The sequence below is a fragment of the Brevibacterium aurantiacum genome, assembly GCF_900169065.1.
GTDB classification, from domain to species: domain Bacteria; phylum Actinomycetota; class Actinomycetes; order Actinomycetales; family Brevibacteriaceae; genus Brevibacterium; species Brevibacterium aurantiacum.
This window is the reverse complement of the sequence record NZ_FXZB01000011.1, coordinates 34675-52473: the sequence shown is the minus strand read 5'-3', so window position 1 is coordinate 52473 and position 17799 is coordinate 34675. Positions and strand designations below refer to the sequence as shown.

13 protein-coding genes are annotated in these 17799 nt (G+C 63.1%); 11 read left to right on the top strand and 2 right to left on the bottom strand.

Annotation, left to right across the window (positions count from 1 at the left end; all coding sequences use genetic code 11):
• Nucleotides 1-77 precede the first annotated feature (77 nt).
• The 6 genes from BAUR9175_RS08970 to BAUR9175_RS08945 all read left to right on the top strand — a co-directional run bounded on the left by BAUR9175_RS08970 (nt 78) and on the right by BAUR9175_RS08945 (nt 9869).
• On the top strand, nt 78-1622 hold the full coding sequence (locus tag BAUR9175_RS08970) for an ABC transporter permease (RefSeq protein ID WP_101583562.1): 1545 nt from the start codon (nt 78-80) through the stop codon (nt 1620-1622).
• Complete coding sequence (locus tag BAUR9175_RS08965; RefSeq protein WP_096167036.1) at nt 1619-2650, top strand: ABC transporter permease; 1032 nt, start codon at nt 1619-1621, stop codon at nt 2648-2650. The genes BAUR9175_RS08970 and BAUR9175_RS08965 overlap by 4 nt, the downstream gene beginning before the upstream one ends.
• Nucleotides 2650-4590 (top strand): ABC transporter ATP-binding protein, encoded by a 1941-nt coding sequence (locus tag BAUR9175_RS08960; RefSeq protein WP_009881697.1) that lies wholly within the window; start codon nt 2650-2652, stop codon nt 4588-4590. Before BAUR9175_RS08965 ends, BAUR9175_RS08960 begins: the two co-directional genes overlap by 1 nt.
• A 228-nt stretch (nt 4591-4818) precedes the next feature.
• Complete coding sequence (gene typA / locus BAUR9175_RS08955) at nt 4819-6729, top strand: translational GTPase TypA (protein WP_009881698.1); 1911 nt, start codon at nt 4819-4821, stop codon at nt 6727-6729.
• Nucleotides 6730-6745: 16 nt separating this feature from the next.
• Complete coding sequence (locus BAUR9175_RS08950) at nt 6746-8098, top strand: PIG-L family deacetylase (RefSeq protein ID WP_226829485.1); 1353 nt, start codon at nt 6746-6748, stop codon at nt 8096-8098.
• A gap of 13 nt (nt 8099-8111) precedes the next feature.
• On the top strand, nt 8112-9869 hold the full coding sequence (locus BAUR9175_RS08945) for a VanW family protein (protein ID WP_101583560.1): 1758 nt from the start codon (nt 8112-8114) through the stop codon (nt 9867-9869).
• A gap of 29 nt (nt 9870-9898) precedes the next feature.
• Here the strand turns inward: BAUR9175_RS08945 and BAUR9175_RS08940 are convergent, their stop codons facing one another.
• Nucleotides 9899-10972 (bottom strand): GNAT family N-acetyltransferase, encoded by a 1074-nt coding sequence (locus tag BAUR9175_RS08940; RefSeq protein WP_069599999.1) that lies wholly within the window; start codon nt 10970-10972, stop codon nt 9899-9901.
• A 201-nt stretch (nt 10973-11173) separates the two neighbouring features.
• Here BAUR9175_RS08940 and fdxA point away from each other — a divergent pair, with 201 nt between their 5' ends.
• From fdxA to BAUR9175_RS08925, 3 genes are all read left to right on the top strand, one after another.
• On the top strand, nt 11174-11497 hold the full coding sequence (fdxA, locus tag BAUR9175_RS08935) for a ferredoxin (protein WP_069600000.1): 324 nt from the start codon (nt 11174-11176) through the stop codon (nt 11495-11497).
• 3 nt (nt 11498-11500) lie between these two features.
• On the top strand, nt 11501-12637 hold the full coding sequence (gene dapC, locus BAUR9175_RS08930) for a succinyldiaminopimelate transaminase (protein WP_101583558.1): 1137 nt from the start codon (nt 11501-11503) through the stop codon (nt 12635-12637).
• 205 nt (nt 12638-12842) lie between these two features.
• Nucleotides 12843-14126 carry a citrate synthase gene (locus tag BAUR9175_RS08925; RefSeq protein ID WP_101583556.1) on the top strand — a complete coding sequence of 428 codons (1284 nt, stop codon included), beginning with the start codon at nt 12843-12845 and terminating at the stop codon, nt 14124-14126.
• Between the two features lie 329 nt (nt 14127-14455).
• Here the strand turns inward: BAUR9175_RS08925 and dapD are convergent, their stop codons facing one another.
• The gene (gene dapD / locus BAUR9175_RS08920; protein ID WP_009881705.1) at nt 14456-15400 is read right to left on the bottom strand and encodes a 2,3,4,5-tetrahydropyridine-2,6-dicarboxylate N-succinyltransferase; all 945 of its coding nucleotides are present in this window, start codon (nt 15398-15400) and stop codon (nt 14456-14458) included.
• A 43-nt stretch (nt 15401-15443) separates the two neighbouring features.
• Here dapD and dapE point away from each other — a divergent pair, with 43 nt between their 5' ends.
• On the top strand, nt 15444-16610 hold the full coding sequence (gene dapE / locus BAUR9175_RS08915) for a succinyl-diaminopimelate desuccinylase (RefSeq protein ID WP_009881706.1): 1167 nt from the start codon (nt 15444-15446) through the stop codon (nt 16608-16610).
• A gap of 5 nt (nt 16611-16615) precedes the next feature.
• The gene (gene folP / locus BAUR9175_RS08910; protein ID WP_226833656.1) at nt 16616-17788 is read left to right on the top strand and encodes a dihydropteroate synthase; all 1173 of its coding nucleotides are present in this window, start codon (nt 16616-16618) and stop codon (nt 17786-17788) included.
• Nucleotides 17789-17799 lie beyond the last annotated feature (11 nt).

The window sequence follows — 17799 nt, the reverse complement described above, 5'->3', positions numbered from 1 at the left end:
CCTTCACCCCCAGATGCTGTGGGGATCACTCTGTGATCCCCACAGCGGCGTTTTCGGAAGATTGAAACGGACACCCAATGACAAGATTCATCCTCAGACGACTACTCTCGACTGCACTCGTGCTCCTGGTCGTGACATTCGTCCTCTACCTCCTGCTCAACGTCGCCCTCGATTTCTTCTGGGATCTGCGTTCGAGCACCTCTCCCAACATCGAGGCACTCTACGAGTCCCGCCGCAGGCTCCTCGACCTCGATACCCCGGCGATCGTGCGCTACTTCAAGTGGCTGGCCGGCGTAGGCGGCTGCGTGGTCGGGCAGTGTGACTTCGGCATCGCTTGGAAATCGGGCCAAGAGGTCACCTCGCAGCTTCAGGGCGCAATCGTCAACACGGTCAAGCTCATCACCGCCTCGACGATCGTGGCCATCGTGCTCGGCATCGCCGTCGGAATGGTCTCGGCGATTCGTCAGTACTCGGGCTTCGACTACTTCATCACCTTCGTCTCGTTCCTCCTCTACTCGCTGCCTGTGTTCTGGGTCGCGGTTCTGCTCAAGCAGTACGGCGCGATCGAGATCAACAACTTCATCAACGACCCGACGCTGAGCAGCTGGGTGCCGATCATCCTCGTCTGCATTGCGATGGGACTGTTCTGGATGGGTGCTCTGGGCGGCAGCGGCAAACGCAGACTCATCACCTTCCTCGCTGCCACAGTGATCACCTTCGCCACGATCTACTACATTCTGGCCAGCGGTTGGCTGCAGCACCCGAGCATCGGCATCGTGGGAATCGTCGTCATCGGCCTCGGCGATGCCGTTGTCATGACCTTCCTGTCGACGGGCCTGAAGAACAAGCGAGTCCTCTACGCGTCTCTGACGATGGCCGTCATCGGAGCCCTGCTCTATATGCCGCTGCAGTACCTCTTCTACTACCAGGAGATGAACTGGCTGTGGATGCTCGGACTCCTCATCGTCACGATCGGTGTGGCCGTCGGCGTGGGTCTGGCCTTCCGCGGTCCCGATCCCTGGGACACGGTCCGCACGACGTTCTTCACCGGCCTGATCATCGCCGTCCTCATCTTCGCCGACCGTGTGCTGCAGGGGTGGGGGGACTACTCCGACCAGCCTGCGATCAACAACCGACCGATTGCGACGATCGGCGCATCGACGCCGAACCTTGAGGGCGATTTCTGGATAGCGAACCTTGACACGTTCACTCACCTGCTCCTCCCGTCGATCGCCCTGATCCTCATCTCCTTCGCTTCATACACCCGCTACACACGCGGTTCGATGCTCGAGGTCATGGGACAGGACTACATCCGCACGGCACGGGCCAAGGGCCTCAACGAGCGTACGGTCGTCATGCGCCACGCACTGCGCAATGCTCTGCTGCCGTTGGCATCGATCATTCCCGTCGACATCATCACCATGATCGGCGGTGCCGTCATCACGGAGACGATCTTCGGCTGGAACGGTATGGGCAAGCTCTTCATCGATTCGATGAGACAGTCCGAACTCGATCCGATCATGGCCTACATCCTCATCACCGGCCTGCTCGCCATCATCGCCAACCTCGTCGCGGACTTCCTCTACGCAGTCCTCGACCCCAGAATCCGAGTGAACGCATGAGTACCAACAACGATAATCAGAATGCTCTCGCCTCCGACGACGTCGGGGACAATGCGATCGAAGCCAAGGAAACCGAAGGTCTGTCTCAGGGCAAGATCGTCTTCCGCAAGTTCCTCCGCCACAAGGGCGCGATGATCAGCATCGGAGTCTTCGCCTTCGTCGCCCTCTTCGCCTTCTCATCGGTGGGCTTCGGTCCGATCCCCGGATGGTGGATCTACAATCACACCGCCTCGGGCCCGATCGTCAACGCCGGAGGCGCGCCGACCTGGTCCTTCTCGAACTTCTTCTCGCTGGGTGACCATCCCTTCGGGCAGGACGAGATCGGACGTGACAACTTCGCCCGGGTGATGAAGGGGACGCAGATCTCCATCATCGTCATGATCATCATCGGCCTGGTCTGCCTAGTCATCGGCACAATCGTGGGTGCAGTCGCCGGTTACTATCGCGGGTGGATCGATTCCCTGCTGATGCGCATCACGGATGGTTTCATCATCTTGCCCGTCATCGTCATCGGCTCGATCCTCGGCAAGATGGTCGGGGGCGCGAACGGGCCACTGCTCGGCCTGGCCTTGGGTGCGATCCTGTGGACCGGCCTGGCACGACTCGTCCGCGGTGACTTCATGTCCCTGCGCGAACGCGAATTCGTCGATTCGGCTCGCGTGGCCGGAGCCAGCGACTTCCGCATCATGTTCAAACACATGTTGCCCAACGCCATGGGGGTCATCATCGTCAATACGACGCTGGTGATGAGCCAGGCGATCGTGCTTGAAGCGGCGCTGAGCTATCTCGGCTTCGGCATCCAGGCGCCCGGAATCTCCCTGGGCCAGCTCATCAGCGAATACCAGACCTCCTTCGCCACTCGTCCGTGGCTGTTCTGGTGGCCAGGTCTGTTCATCATCGTCATTGCTCTGTGTGTGAACTTCATCGGCGACGGTCTACGCGATGCGTTCGACCCCCGAATGAAGACCATTCCGAGCTGGAGGAAGATGAAGAAGGCCGAGCGCATGACCCAGAAAGAGGCGAAGTGATGACTGAACAGACAAACACAGCTAAATCACCGGTCCTCGACGTCAAGGACCTGGGAGTGAACTTCTGGGTCAACGACGAATGGTGGATGGCCGCCGAAGATCTCAACTACACAGTTAACGCTGGTGAAGTGCTGGCGATCGTGGGAGAGTCGGGTTCCGGCAAATCACAGTCGAGCATGTCACTGCTCGGTCTGCTGCCCAGCAACGGCAGGGCCACCGGCTCGGCGAAGATGGGCGGGACCGAACTCATCGGCATGCCGCCGGAGAAGATGCAGCAGATCCGCGGAAACGAGATCTCGGTCATCTTCCAGGAGCCGATGACCGCACTCAACCCGGTCTACACTGCGGGCTTCCAGATCGTGGAGACGCTGCGCGTCCACCTCGACGTCGGACCCACAGAGGCCAAAGAGCGCGCTCTCGAGCTCATGCGTCTCGTCGAGATCCCGGACCCGGAGGAGCGGTTCCATTCGTTCCCCCACCAGCTTTCGGGCGGGCAGCGTCAGCGCATCATGATCGCTCAGGCTCTGGCCTGCCAGCCCAAGCTGCTCATCGCCGATGAGCCGACGACGGCTCTGGACGTCACCGTCCAGGCTGAGATCCTCAAGCTCATGCGTGAGCTGAAGTCGAAGCTCGATGCCGGCATCATCCTCATCACCCATGACATGGGTGTGGTCGCCGATATGGCTGATCGCATGATTGTGATGAAGGCTGGTCGTGTCGTCGAATCTGGCAATGCGGAAGAGATCTTCTACAACCCGCAGCATCCGTACACGAAGCAGCTCCTCGAAGCTGTGCCGCACCTCGGCACGGCGATTGAGGGGGAGGCCTTCGGTGCCGATCCCGCCGGTGTCGAGGACTCGGCCGTAGTCCACGAAACGGAAGCCTCCCACGGCACCGCCGACGACGTCACGACGGGCGGCAATGACGGTGGAGCGCACCCGCCGAAGTCGACTCTCAGCCCGATGGTGACCGAGGGCGGAACAGACCGGGTCTCGGGCCTGGCCGAGGCCGCGGAGGCAGCCGGGGAGTCCAAGCATGCCCACGACATCGAGATGGACTCCACGGAGACCTACTACCATCCCGGGTCTCAGGCTGACTTCTCGAAGCCTTCTGCACTGCAGCTGCGCGATGCTGCGATCGAATATCCGGCGATCGGACGGAAGAAGGCCTTCCGCGCCGCACACCACATCAATCTGATGATCGCTCCCGGCGAGGTCGTGGGATTGGTCGGTGAATCCGGTTCGGGCAAAACGACGATCGGTCGTGCTGCCTTGGGACTTCTGCCCACCGTCGAAGGCGATATGGTCGTCAACGGCAAGAGCATCAAGGGCCTGAGCAACAAGGCGATGCGACCGCTGCGCAAGGAAGTCGGGATCGTGTTCCAGGACCCTGGTTCCTCGCTCAACCCGCGTCTGCCCGTCGGTGAGTCCATCGGGGAACCTCTCTACCTCCACGAGGGGATGAAGGGGCCAGCACTGAGCAAGCGCGTCGAAGAGCTGCTCACCGCCGTCGAGCTGCCCACATCGATGCGCAACCGCTATCCGCACGAGCTCTCCGGCGGTCAACGGCAGCGCATCGGCATCGCCCGTGCGCTGACTCTGAGGCCGAAGCTGCTCATCGCCGATGAGCCGACATCGGCCCTCGACGTTTCGGTGCAGGCCAAGGTCCTCGACCTGTTCGAGGGTCTGCAGCAGGAATACGGATTCGCGTGCCTGTTCATCAGCCACGACCTGGCAGTCATCGAACGCATCGCCTCGCGTATCGCCGTGATGCGTCACGGGTACTTGGTCGAGATCGGGAAGAGCTCGCAGGTCGTCGCCAACCCGGTTCATCCCTACACCCAGCGGCTGCTGTCCGCGGTCCCAGTTCCGGACCCGCGCGAACAGCGCAAGCGACGCGAAGCCAGGGACGCTGTTCTGGAGGCCACGGCCAACGCCTGATCCTCAGGCAGTCCAGCTGGCCTACGTGATAATTCGGTGGTCGCAGCGGACGAGTCAGATGCGCTTTCGGGCGGATTCTCACTCGCCGCTGCGACCACCGAATGCATTCACGCTCGCATTCTTCATGCCCGACTTTGAACACCACCTGTCATTTCCGGTAAGCGTGTGGCCGTATAATGGTCTGTTGGGTCCGCACCGGACCAATCTCTCTAGCTCATAAGGTTCTTGATGACTGAAGCCATCACGCGTCGGGAAAACCGCCGCAACGTCGCAATCGTCGCCCACGTCGACCACGGCAAGACCACTCTGGTCGATGCCATGCTCCGCCAGACCGGTGTGTTCAGCGAACACGGTGATTTTGCTGAACGCGTCATGGACTCCGGCGACCTCGAACGCGAGAAGGGCATCACCATTCTCGCGAAGAACACCTCGGTTCTCTACAACGGACCGTCAGCCGGTGACGACCCCATCGTCATCAACGTCATCGACACGCCGGGTCACGCTGACTTCGGCGGAGAGGTCGAGCGCGGCCTGTCCATGGTCGACGGCGTGGTTCTCCTCGTCGACGCATCCGAGGGCCCTCTGCCCCAGACCCGCTTCGTGCTGCGCAAGGCGCTGGCCGCGAAGTTGCCGGTCATCCTCTTGATCAACAAGACCGACCGTGCCGATGCTCGCATCGACGGAGTCGTCGAAGAGGCCCAGGACCTGCTCCTCGGTCTCGCCTCCGACCTCGCGGACGAAGTTCCCGACCTCGATGTCGACTCGGTCCTCGACGTGCCTACCGTCTTCGCTGCGGCCAAGGTCGGCGCCGCTTCGCTCGAGCAGCCCGCTGATGGAGAAGCTCCGTCGAACCCGGACCTCGAGCCGCTGTTCAAGACGATCCTCGAGACCATCCCGGCTCCTGAGATCAACGATGACGACATCCTTCAGGCCCACGTGACCAACCTGGATGCCTCGCCGTTCCTCGGCCGTCTTGCTCTGCTGCGTATCTTCGGCGGCACCTTGCGCAAGGGCCAGCAGGTCGCCTGGGCTCGTGGCGATGACATCAGCTCGGTCAAGATCACCGAGCTCCTGGAGACTCAGGGCCTCGACCGTGTCCCGGCCACCGAGGCATCTGCCGGCGATATCGTCGCCGTGGCAGGCATCCCCGACATCATGATCGGTGACACGCTCACCGACCTGAACAACCCGAAGCCCCTGCCTGCGATCACAATCGATGATCCTGCGATCTCGATGACCATCGGCATCAACACCTCGCCTCTGGCAGGTCGCGAAAAGGGCACCAAGGTCACCGCACGCATGGTCAAGGATCGTCTTGACCAGGAACTCGTCGGCAACGTCTCGCTCAAGGTTCTGCCCACCGAACGTCCCGACGCCTGGGAAGTCCAGGGACGCGGCGAGCTCGCGCTGGCCATCCTCGTCGAGCAGATGCGTCGTGAAGGCTTCGAACTCACCGTCGGCAAGCCTCAGGTTGTCACCAAGAAGATTGACGGCAAGGTCCACGAGCCGTTCGAAGAGCTGCAGATCGACGTGCCTGAGGACTACCTCGGTGCCGTCACGCAGCTCCTGGCCAGCCGCAAGGGTGTCATGTCGACCATGACCAACCACGGCACCGGCTGGGTCCGCATGGAATTCACCGTCCCCGCACGCGGGCTCATCGGCTTCCGTACCCGGTTCCTCACCGAGACCCGCGGAACCGGCATCGCCAACTCCTTCTCCGCAGGCTATGGACCCTGGGCCGGCAACATCGAGTTCCGCACCAACGGATCCCTCGTGGCCGACCGCCCAGGTTCTGTGACTCCCTACGCGATGATCAACCTGCAGGAACGCGGCACCTTCTTCGTCCAGCCCACTTCGGAGGTCTATACCGGCCAGATCGTCGGCGAGAACTCCCGCGCAGATGACATGGACGTCAACATCACGAAGGAGAAGAAGCTGACGAACATGCGTTCGGCCTCGGCGGACTCCTTCGAGAACCTCGTCCCGCCGCGCAAGCTGACGCTTGAGGAAAGCCTCGAATTCGCCCGTGAGGACGAATGCGTCGAGGTCACCCCAGGGACAGTGCGCATCCGCAAGCTGGAACTCGACCCGAAGGAACGCGCGAAGACCTACGCCAAGCTGCGTAAACAGAACGCGTGAGTTCCACCAACCCAGCATGACCACAAGCACTCAGGACCCCATGGCCGTCGTTCCCCGCATCCTCTTCGTGCACGCTCATCCCGATGATGAGACGATCACGACCGGAGGCACAATCGCCGCACTTGTCGGCGAGGGAGCGCGGGTCACGGTCCTGAGTGCCACTCGTGGTGAGGACGGCGAGGTCATCCCCGCCGACCTCAAAGGCTTGGAAGGCAATCGTGCCGGACTCGCCCGCGTCCGGGAAGCCGAGGTCGCTGAGGCGATGGCTGCCTTGGGCGTGCGTGAGCACCTGTTCCTGGGCGGCAGCGCCCACACCTTCGAAGACTCCGGGATGGAGTGGGGCCCTGACGGTCATGCCGTCGCCGCCTCGACCATGCCCGCCAACGCACTCTGCGCTGCCGAACTTTCGACCGTGTCCCGCTACATCGCCGCCGTCATCGACGAGGTCCGCCCCCATGCGGTCATCACCTATGCCGCCAACGGCGGTTACGGCCACCCCGACCACGTGCGCGTTCACGAGGCTACTGTGGCCGCCGTCGACCTCGCAGCTTGGAGAGCCGGACGGCTGCTGTTCGTCGATGTCCCCGCCGAGGTGGCTCACGAGACATTCGACGCGAATCAGCCCGGATTCGCCGAAACCGGCTTCTCGCCAGCTCAGACGATCCCCACCAAACCGCCCGTGAGCGAGATCGTCATCGCCCAGGACATCTCCTCGGTTCTCGGCGCCAAACGCAGCGCCTTGGCCGCTCACCGCACCCAGGTGGCGGTCTCCGGCGGGTTCTTCGCACTGTCGAACGGCATCGGCATGAAGATCGTCGACCATGAGTACTACTCCATCGGTGCCGGAACACCCATCTCGGCCCAGAGGCTTCGATCAGGACCTGCACCTCATGTGCTCACGGACCTCGACATCGCTGCCTGCGAAACCCAGACCCCCAGCGCTGTCGGTGCAGCACCCCTGCGCCGGCGACGTCGAGAGCCCAAGAAGCCAGGGTTCTTCGCCTATGCCCATGCTGTTGTCTTAGCTGTGCTCATCGGCTTCCTCGGGGCCATGCAGCACCTCAACGTGAGCGTGTTCGACCTCGCCGGTGCCACGGTCATCCTGCCCTGGGGACTCGTACTGTCCCTGCTGCTGGCCGCCTGCGGACTCTGGCACCTCAAGACCATGTACTTAAGCTCCTCTCCGATGCTTGTGGCCGCACTTGTCATCGTCATCCTCTCCTATGTCCTCGGCCAGCCGACGTGGCTGCCTGGCGCGGACATCATCGTGACCGGAACGCTGCGCTCGGCGGCCTGGCTGATCGGTCCGATGTTCATCGCCGCAATCCTCGCGTTCATCAAGGTGCGGCGGCCCACAGCAGCCCGTTAGAATCGGGAGAACTATGCCGACGCAGACACTGTCCCACCCCTCACCGAACCCCGGCGGCCGCCCGCAGGGCACCGCGGAGACTCCGAAGCGGAGACCGTGGCTCATCGCCGGGTTCATCGTGCTGGTCCTGGCCGTCCTCTACCTGGTCATCGGATTCCTCACCGGACGCGTGCTGTCGCCCGGAACGACTGTCGCCGGCGTCGACATCGGCGGCAAGTCCACCACCTCCGCGGAATCGACCCTGCGTGAAGAGCTGGGTGAGACAGCGGGGGAGAAGATCGAACTCAAGGCGGGCAAGCCCACTGCCGCCCTCGACCCTGAGAAAGCCGGGGTCGGCTTCGACATCTCGGAGACCATCAGCCGAGCCACCGGCTTCACCCTCAACCCCGTCATCATCTGGGACCGCCTCTTCGGCGATAACGAAATCGAACCGGTCATCAGCATCGCCGATGAGAAATTCGAGGACGCCACCGGCAAGGTCACGGAATCACTCAAGTTCGAACCCGTCGACGCCGAAGTCAGCTACGTCAAAGCCAAGCCCGAGGTCAAGGACGGCACCGATGGTCAGAGCGTCGACGCCGAACAGGTGCGCACAGCCATCGAGGACTCGTGGCTGCGTACCGAAGGGCCGCTGCCGGTCACAGCTGCCGACGTCGAACCCGACATCACCACTGCCGAGGCGAAAGACGTCGCCGACGGCTTCGCCAAGGATGCAGTGAGTGGAGACCTGACCGTGCGAGCCGAACCCGCGAAAGACGCCTCCTCGGATGTCGACGCCGGAGATATGACGATCAGCCCCGCGACGATCGCGAAGACACTGACCTTCGAGCCCAAGGACTCGAAGCTCACTCCCGTCTTCGACGAGGAGGACCTGCAGAAACGGGTCCTGGCGGCCAACAAGGATGTCGGGAAGCCCGCGAAGGATGCAAGCTTCACGATCAAAGACGGCAAGCCTCAGGTCGTGAAGTCGGAAACGGGAATCGGGATCAAAAAGGACGAGCTGACCACAGCCGTCACTGACGCCGTCTCGGGCAAGACCGACAAACCAACCGTCACCCTCGCCTCGGTGGAACCGGACTTCACCACGAAGGATGCGGAGAAGGCTGATGTCTCCGACGTGATGTCCGAATACTCAACCGGCTACTCATCCGAACCCAACCGCGACACCAATCTCAAGGTCGCGGCAAAAAAGGTCTCCGGGACGGTCGTTCAGCCCGGGGAGCAGTTCTCCCTCAACGAGGCCATCGGACAGCGCACAGCAGCAAACGGGTACAAGGCCGCCGGCGTCATCTCGGACGGGCAGATGAAGGAGGACTTCGGAGGGGGAGTCTCGCAGGTATCGACGACACTGTTCAACGCCGCCTTCTTCGCCGGTTTCGAACTGGACGAACACCAAGCTCATTCGCGTTACATCTCCCGCTACCCAGAGGGCCGGGAGGCCACGCTGGACTGGTCGACGATCGACATGAAGTTCACGAACACCTCGAAGCAGCCGGTGGTCCTCGACATGTACCTCTCCGATGGTGAGGTCCACGCAAAGGTATTCGGCGACAAGAAGCTCAAGGTCAAGTCCGATTCCTCTGACCGCTACAACTACAGTTCACCCGGGTCCGTGACCGAGTCGGGACCTGAATGCACGCCTCAGACTCCCAAACAGGGTTGGTCGATCAAGATCACGCGGACGATGGAGGACATCGCCTCGGGCAAGACGACCAGGGACTCATTCGTCACCGTCTACCGTCCGGTGAACAAGGTGGAGTGCAAGGACTGAATCGCTTCAGCCGGAGTCGTTGACGCGACTCAACCGCGACTGGCGTACCAGGACCGGTGACGAACCGTGGCTCCCAGGGATGTGAAGAGGTTCAGGGACGCTTCGTTGCTCGCCTCCACATCAACGAGATACGAACGCACTCCCCGCTGGGACAGCAGTGCCGCCGCGGCGCGGGCCACCGACCGACCTGCTCCTCGCCGGCGCAGGTCGGGGTGGGTGACGAGGTTCGTCAGCACGCCCCATTTGCTGCGTTCGACGATCCGGGCGCTGGCCACCATGGTCCTGCTGCCATCGGGGTGATCGGCATAGGCCGTGACGAACTGACACGGATCGGAAGCTTCGATGAGGCTGCGGAAAGCGTCGGCCGAACCGGGGTCGCGCTCACTCGTCCACGCCGCGTAGTGCATGGGGCTCGGCTCCTCGCTGAAGTCGATAGACAGGCCTGGAGCGGCTGCGTCACCGGGATGAGCGGCCCCAGCGGCCGCCTCGGCGGTGGAACCGGCCAGCAGGAAGACGGGCTCACAGGGGGAGTAGCCGCGGGCGGAGAGCAGGGGGGCCAGCCCTTCGCATGCCGGCGCCAGAGTACTGGAGTCATCGGCAGAATAGATCTGGACGCAGCTGGGCTTCTCCCGGGCCGAGTACCAGGCTTCGACGGCGTCGAGGCTCTGCTCCCAGTCCATTCCGGTGTCGGTGACGGGCAGGCAGCTGTTGGCACGTCTGGTCACCGAGTCGGAGCTGCGCAGCAGCCAGCCCTTCTGCAGCAGTCCGATGTCGGCATCGGATTCGGAACTCTCATTGCGCAGGTTCTCCATATGCAGCCAGGAGATGTCAGCAGGTAGCCATGCTGCTGCTGAGATCCGACGCAGATCGACGGCGGAGACGATCTCGTGGGTGCGACCTGATTTGGTCGGTGCCGGGGGCACCTCGTGGACGAGCATGATCTGCTCGCGGGCGATGCGGATCGGTCCGCGTTTGGTCCCGATCTCCACGAACGACTCGTCGGCACTGTTGACGACGCCGAGGGCATCCGAGGTCGAATGCGAATCACCGGGTTCGAGCGAATACCGCACGACCACTCTTTTGCCGGGCTGCAGATCGTCCACTTATCGCCTTCCGCCGAAACGTCCTTGAAGTTCTTGCCACCCCAGCCTAATCCAGCCCCCATCCCCACCGCCGCCGACGTGACCGAGGACACGAATGTGAAAGAAGGATCACGTCGACCCGATGGGACCTGACCGGACCGGAAGGCGTAGTCTTAGGCTGTATACGTGCAATCTCGTTGAGTCTTTATAGGAGTCGTACTCGTGACGTACATCATTGCCCAGCCTTGTGTCGATCTGAAGGACAAGGCCTGCGTCGACGAATGTCCGGTCGACTGCATCTATGAAGGTGAGCGCAGCCTCTACATCCACCCGGACGAATGTGTCGATTGTGGCGCCTGCGAACCGGTCTGCCCGGTTGAAGCGATCTTCTACGAAGACGACACACCGGAGGAATGGTCGGAGTACTACAAGGCCAACGTCGAATTCTTCGACGAGCTGGGCTCACCCGGCGGCGCCGCGAAGCTGGGCAACACCGGCTTGGATCACCCGATCATCGCCGCCCTGCCTCTGCAAGCTCACGACTGAGCCATGTCTTCACGCTTCGACTCGTCGCGCTTCGGCCTCAATCTGCCCGACTACCCGTGGGACCGACTCACCGAGTTCCGCGATCGGGCCGCACAGCACCCTGATGGGGTCTGCGACCTCTCGATCGGCACACCGGTCGATCCCACTCCTCAGGTGATCCAGTCAGCACTGGCCGCCGCCGGAGACGCCCATGGCTATCCGACGACGGCGGGCACGACCGAACTGCGCGAAGCCATCGCCTGGTGGTATCAGAATTGGCATGGGGTCACACTCGATCCCGCCGCCGAGGTGCTGCCCACGGTCGGTTCGAAGGAGCTTGTCGCGTGGCTGCCCACACTGCTGGGACTGCGCCAGGCTGGTCTGGAAGTGGCCTGCCCATCGGCGGCCTACCCGACCTATGAGATGGGTGCCACGATCGCCGGTGTCGGCTGTCGTCGTCTCGACGCGGCAGACGTTGCCGCCGGTGCCTCCCTGGACGGAATCGGACTGCTGTGGATCAACACCCCTGGCAATCCCACGGGTGAGGTGCTGGACACCGACACCCTCGCCGAGGTGGTCCGCCGTACCCGTGAATCTGGAGTCGTCCTTGCCTCCGATGAGTGCTACGGACTGCTCAACTGGGAATCCGAATCACCGGCTCCGAGCATCCTCAACGTCACCGGCGGAGATCACCACGGTGTTCTCAGCGTGTACTCGATGTCGAAGCAGTCCAACCTCGCCGGGTACCGCGCGGCCTTCGTGACCGGTGACCGCGACCTCATCGGCGACCTCACCAAGTCACGCAAGCACGCCGGAATGATCGTGCCGTTCCCAGTCCAGGCGGCGATGATCGCCGGTCTGCGAGACACTGCTCACGTCACTGAACAGAAGGAGCGCTACCGGGCTCGTCGGGTCCTGCTGCGCAGCGGTCTCGAAGACTACGGATTCCGCATCGATCACTCGAGCGCGGGCCTCTATCTGTGGTCGAGTGCCGACATCAACTGCTGGGATTCGCTGTCCGGGCTGGCCGACATCGGCATCATCGCCGGTCCCGGCGAATTCTATGGTGAGGCGGCTACGGACCATGTGCGCATTGCCCTGACGGCAAGTGATGAGCGCATCGAGGCGGCCGCACGACGGTTGCATGCGGCGGCAGAATGAGCGGTTCTGAGGTCCAAAAGGGTGGACGCTGAGCCTACCGAAATTTGGTTCGAAGAAGCCCAGTAGAGCCAGATCAGACGGGTTACCGAGCAGTTTGAGGGTAGTGCTGGGATTTTCTGATTCTGGCAGTTATCGGTAGTCTTTGAGGGAATTGTGCAAGACACCTCAGGAAGTTCTTGAGGTGGGTCAAAGCTGAGGAGAACATATGCCATCGGATGCGAGTCTGCAGGTCGGGGACACGGAGCTGACGCTGCCCGAGGTGGCATCCTCAGCGGGCAACAACGGATATCGCATCGGTTCGCTGCTGAAAGACACTGGCGCGGTCACCTATGATCCAGGTTTCGCCAATACTGCTTCAAGCTCCTCGTCGATCACCTACATCGACGGTGACACAGGTGTTCTGCAGTATCGCGGCTATCCCATCGAACAGCTCGCCGAGCATTCCAACTTCGTCGAAGTCAGCTACCTCCTCATTCATGGTGAACTTCCGACACAGGAACAGTACGACGCGTTCGACGGTCGACTGCGCGGACACACCATCGTCCACGAAGACCTGCGTCGCTTCTTCCGCGCCTTCCCCTACGATGCGCATCCGATGCCCATGGTGGCAGCCGCGGTCGCCGCTTTGTCGACTTTCTACCAAGATGACCTCGATGTCTTTGACGAAGGTCAGGTCGACACCTCGACGTTCCGTCTGCTCGCGAAGATGCCGACGATCGCTGCACTGGCCCACCGCAAGAACATGGGTCTGCCGGTCATCCACCCGGACAACTCCCTGAGCCTCGTGGAGAACTTCCTGCGCGTGAACTTCGGAGTGCCGGCAGAGGACTACGAGCCCGATCCGCTGGCCGTCAAAGCCATGGACCAGCTCTTCATCCTCCACGCCGACCACGAGCAGAACTGCTCGACCTCGACGGTTCGTCTCGTCGGCTCGTCACAGGCCAACCTGTTCCAGTCGATCTCGGCCGGCGTCAACGCTCTGGCCGGCCCGCTGCACGGTGGCGCCAACTCTGCTGTGCTGACGATGCTCGAGGAGATCTCGGCTTCTGATGACGGACCCGAGAAGTTCATGGAACGCGTGAAGAACAAGGAAGACGGCGTTCGTCTCATGGGCTTCGGACACCGCGTGTACAAGAACTACGACCCGCGTGCGAAGATCATCAAGAAGACCGCTGATGAGGTCCTGGCACGCTCCGGCGGTGACCCGCTGCTTGAGGTGGCTCAGAAGCTCGAAGAGATCGCTCTGGCCGATGACTACTTCGTCGAGCGCAAGCTCTACCCGAACGTGGACTTCTACACCGGTCTGATCTACAAGGCTCTCGGATTCCCCACCAACATGTTCACGGTGCTCTTCGCCGTCGGCCGTCTGCCGGGCTGGATCGCACAGTGGCGCGAGATGATCAACGATCCCGAGACCAAGATCGGCCGTCCGCGCCAGATCTACACGGGTGCCTACTCCCGCGACTACAAGGAAATGAACGAGCGCTGATCGCATCCGCGATCGCGCGGCTGGTCTCAACCAGTATCGCGACTCGTAATGCATACCGCGACTCTTAACCGGCACCGCCGTTCGCAATAGGCACCGCCGGTCATATACGCCCTACACTCAGCACCGCTTCACCCCTTTGGGAGAAGGTGGTTTGCAGCCGAGTGTAGGGCGTATTGTCATGTCTGCTCGAGCCGCACGCTCACGACGACAGCGCGGGGCTGACGTACGACACACGCTCACCACGGGTTGAGGCACGACGTAAGACTGGCCGAGACAGCACGAGGGCGCACCCACTTTCGTGGACGCGCCCGAGTTGATGTTGCTGTTGCTCAGTGCAGGTCGGGGTTGAGCTCGATTCCCTTGGATGTGCGTGAGATCGCCTCGACGGCTCCGGTGACGGAGTTGCGGCGGAACAGGATGTTGTTCTGGCCGCTGAGTTCGGAGGCCTTGACGACCGACTCGTCTTCACCGGGAACGGTGACGCGAGTTCCGGCCGTGATGTAGAGACCAGCTTCGACGATGCAGTCATCGCCGATGGAGATACCCACACCGGAGTTGGCGCCCAGCAGGCTGCCGTTGCCGATCGAGATGCGGTGTGTACCGCCGCCGGAGAGCGTGCCCATGATGGAGGCACCGCCGCCGATGTCGGAGCCGTCGCCGACGACGACACCCTGGGAGATGCGTCCCTCGACCATGGCCGAGCCCAATGTGCCGGCGTTGAAGTTGACGAAGCCCTCATGCATGACGGTCGTCCCCGCAGCCAGGTGTGCGCCGAGGCGAACACGGTCCGCATCGGCGATACGCACACCGGAGGGGATGACGAAGTCGGTCATGCGCGGGAACTTGTCGAGTCCGTAGACGGCGACGGGGCCTTTGGCCATCAGCTTCGCGCGGGTGGCTTCAAAATCCTCCGGCGAGCAGGCGCCAGCGGAGGTCCACACGATATTCGCGAGGTGACCGAAGATGCCGTCGAGGTTGACGTCGTTGGGAACGACCACACGGTGGGAGAGCGCGTGCAGGCGCAGGTAGGCATCGGCTGCCGAAGCGGGACCGGCGTCGAGGTCGATGGTGGTGGTGACGACCTCGGTCCGGGTGCCCCGAGCCTCGTCGGCGGACACGAGGGCATCGAGCCCGTCAGCGTCCGCGCGGGAGGCGGCGGCCGCCTCGGCGGCTTCGAAGGAATCGGCCGTGCTCAGGGTGGGGTACCAGGCGGTGAGGACGGAGTCGTTGTGCAGGGTGGCCAGGCCACGTGCGGAAACTATGCGTTCTGTCATGCCTCCAAGACTAGTCGGTGGCGGCAGTACTAGGCTAAGCGGTATGACTGTCGATCCATCTGCTGAGACCGAATCCCGTTTCGCCCCCACCGGTGACCTGTCCGAATACCTGTTTGCGGCCCTCGGTGACCCGGCCGATCTCACCGGTCGCCTGTGCGCCGTCGAATCCGTCTCAGGCAATGAGACAACCATCACCGACGCCGTCGCAACAGTGCTCGAGCGCATCGGGGCAGGCCCTGGCCCGGACCTGGAGATCCTGCGCGACGGAGACACTCTCGTGGCCCGCACCCACCTGGGACGAGCCGAGCGCATCGTCGTGGCCGGCCACTTGGACACGGTTCCAGTCGAGGACAACCTGCCGCCTCGGCGCACCCACATGGATGGTGAGAACTACACCGATGACGAGGTCATCTGGGGCAGGGGTGCCTGCGATATGAAGGCCGGAGTCGCGATGGCACTGGTCACCGCCGCGGCCCTGCGCGAACCTACGCGCGACGTCAGCTGGGTCTTCTACGACCACGAGGAGGTCGACGCCTCCCTCAACGGTCTCGGCCGCGTCTCCCGCAACCACCCCGACTGGCTGGGAGGGGACTTCGCGATCCTCGGTGAACCCTCGAACGCCTCGGTCGAGGGCGGCTGCAACGGCACCATCAGGGTCAACGTCTCGACGACCGGAGTTCGCGCCCACTCGGCACGCGCATTCATGGGAGTCAATGCCATCCACGCCGCAGCAGAGGTGCTCCAGCGCCTGGCCGACCATGAGACCGGGACCGTGAACGTCGACGGACTCGACTACCGTGAATCGCTGTCGGCAGTGTCGATCAGCGGGGGAGTCGCCGGCAACGTCGTGCCCGATGCCTGCACAGTGGCCGTGAACTACCGGTTCGCACCGAGCAAGTCCGCCGCCGAGGCCGAGGGCTTCCTCCGCGAGTTCTTCACCGGCTTCGACGTCGTCGTCACCGACGCAGCCGAAGGGGCACGGCCCGGCCTTGATCGCGCCATCGCTCAGGACTTCATCGACACGCTTGGGCTCTCACCGGCACCGAAGCTGGGTTGGACCGATGTTTCGAGGTTCAGCGCACTCGGTGTCCCGGCGGTGAACTTCGGACCCGGCAATCCTCTCTACGCCCACAAGTCGGATGAGCATGTGTCGGTCACCGAGGTCGACGAGGCCACCCGGACACTGCACGCCTACCTCGAAGGCCGCTGAGACCGATGACCGACCATGACTCAACCGCCGAGGTTCCAGCTTCGGCTGAGGACAATGTCTACAGCCAGGGTCCGCTGCGCCTGCGCGGATCACAGGTGCCGGAGACGACCGCAGACCAGAGCCTGCTCGATTCTCGCGGACCCTCGGACTGGACACACGAAGATCCGTGGCGGGTGCTGCGGATCCAGGGCGAGTTCGTCGAAGGCTTCGACTCCTTGGCGAAGATCGGTCCTGCCGTGTCGATCTTCGGCTCCGCCCGCGATCAAGGGAGAACAGCAGTGAGGGACACAGCCGAGCCCAGTCCCCACCTCGGCGGCTTTCAACTGGCACAGGCCCGGTCCGGCGGCCCAGCCATCATGGCCGTGATCAACCGGACCACGGATTCGTTCTACGAATCGGCGGCCACTGCCGAGGAAGCCATCGCAGCCGTCGAAGGCGCCGTGCAGAACGGGGCGCACATCGTCGACATCGGAGGCGTGAGGGCCGGCCGCGGGCGGGAGATCTCCAGCGCCGAGGAGATCGACCGTGTCTGCCCAGTCATCGAGGCCGTCGCGCACAGCCACCCCGACGTGCTCATCAGCGTCGACACCTGGCGCCACGAAGTCGCCCAGGCCGCCTGCACCGCGGGTGCGGGCCTGCTCAATGACACCTGGGCCGGAGTCGATCCCGAACTGGCCTCCGTGGCGGCGAAGAACGACGTGGGCATCGTCTGCTCACACACGGGCGGACTGGCCCCACGCACCGACGCCCACCGCAACCGGTACGGGCTGAGCGCCGGCGAGGTCGTCGAACGGACCCTGGACGGAGTGATCGGACTGGCCGAAGCCGCCCTGGACGCTGGAGTCGCCGCTGAGAAGATCATCATCGATCCGACACCGGACTTCGGAAAGAACACCTACCAGTCGCTGCGCCTGCTGCGGGAGCTCGAGACCTTCACCGACACCGGATTCCGGGTGCTGCTGGCGATCTCGCGGAAGGACTTCGTCGGCGAGGCCATCGGTGACGTGGCACCGGGGGAGCGTCTCAACGGAACGATCGCGGCCACCGCGCTTGCGGTGGCGAAGGGGGCTGCGATGATCCGCACTCACGACGTTCGCGCCACCGCTGACGCCATCGCGGTGACGCTGGCGATCACCGGTGACGCAGCTCCCAAACACACCGTGCGCGGCCTGCGCTGAGCAGATGCGCT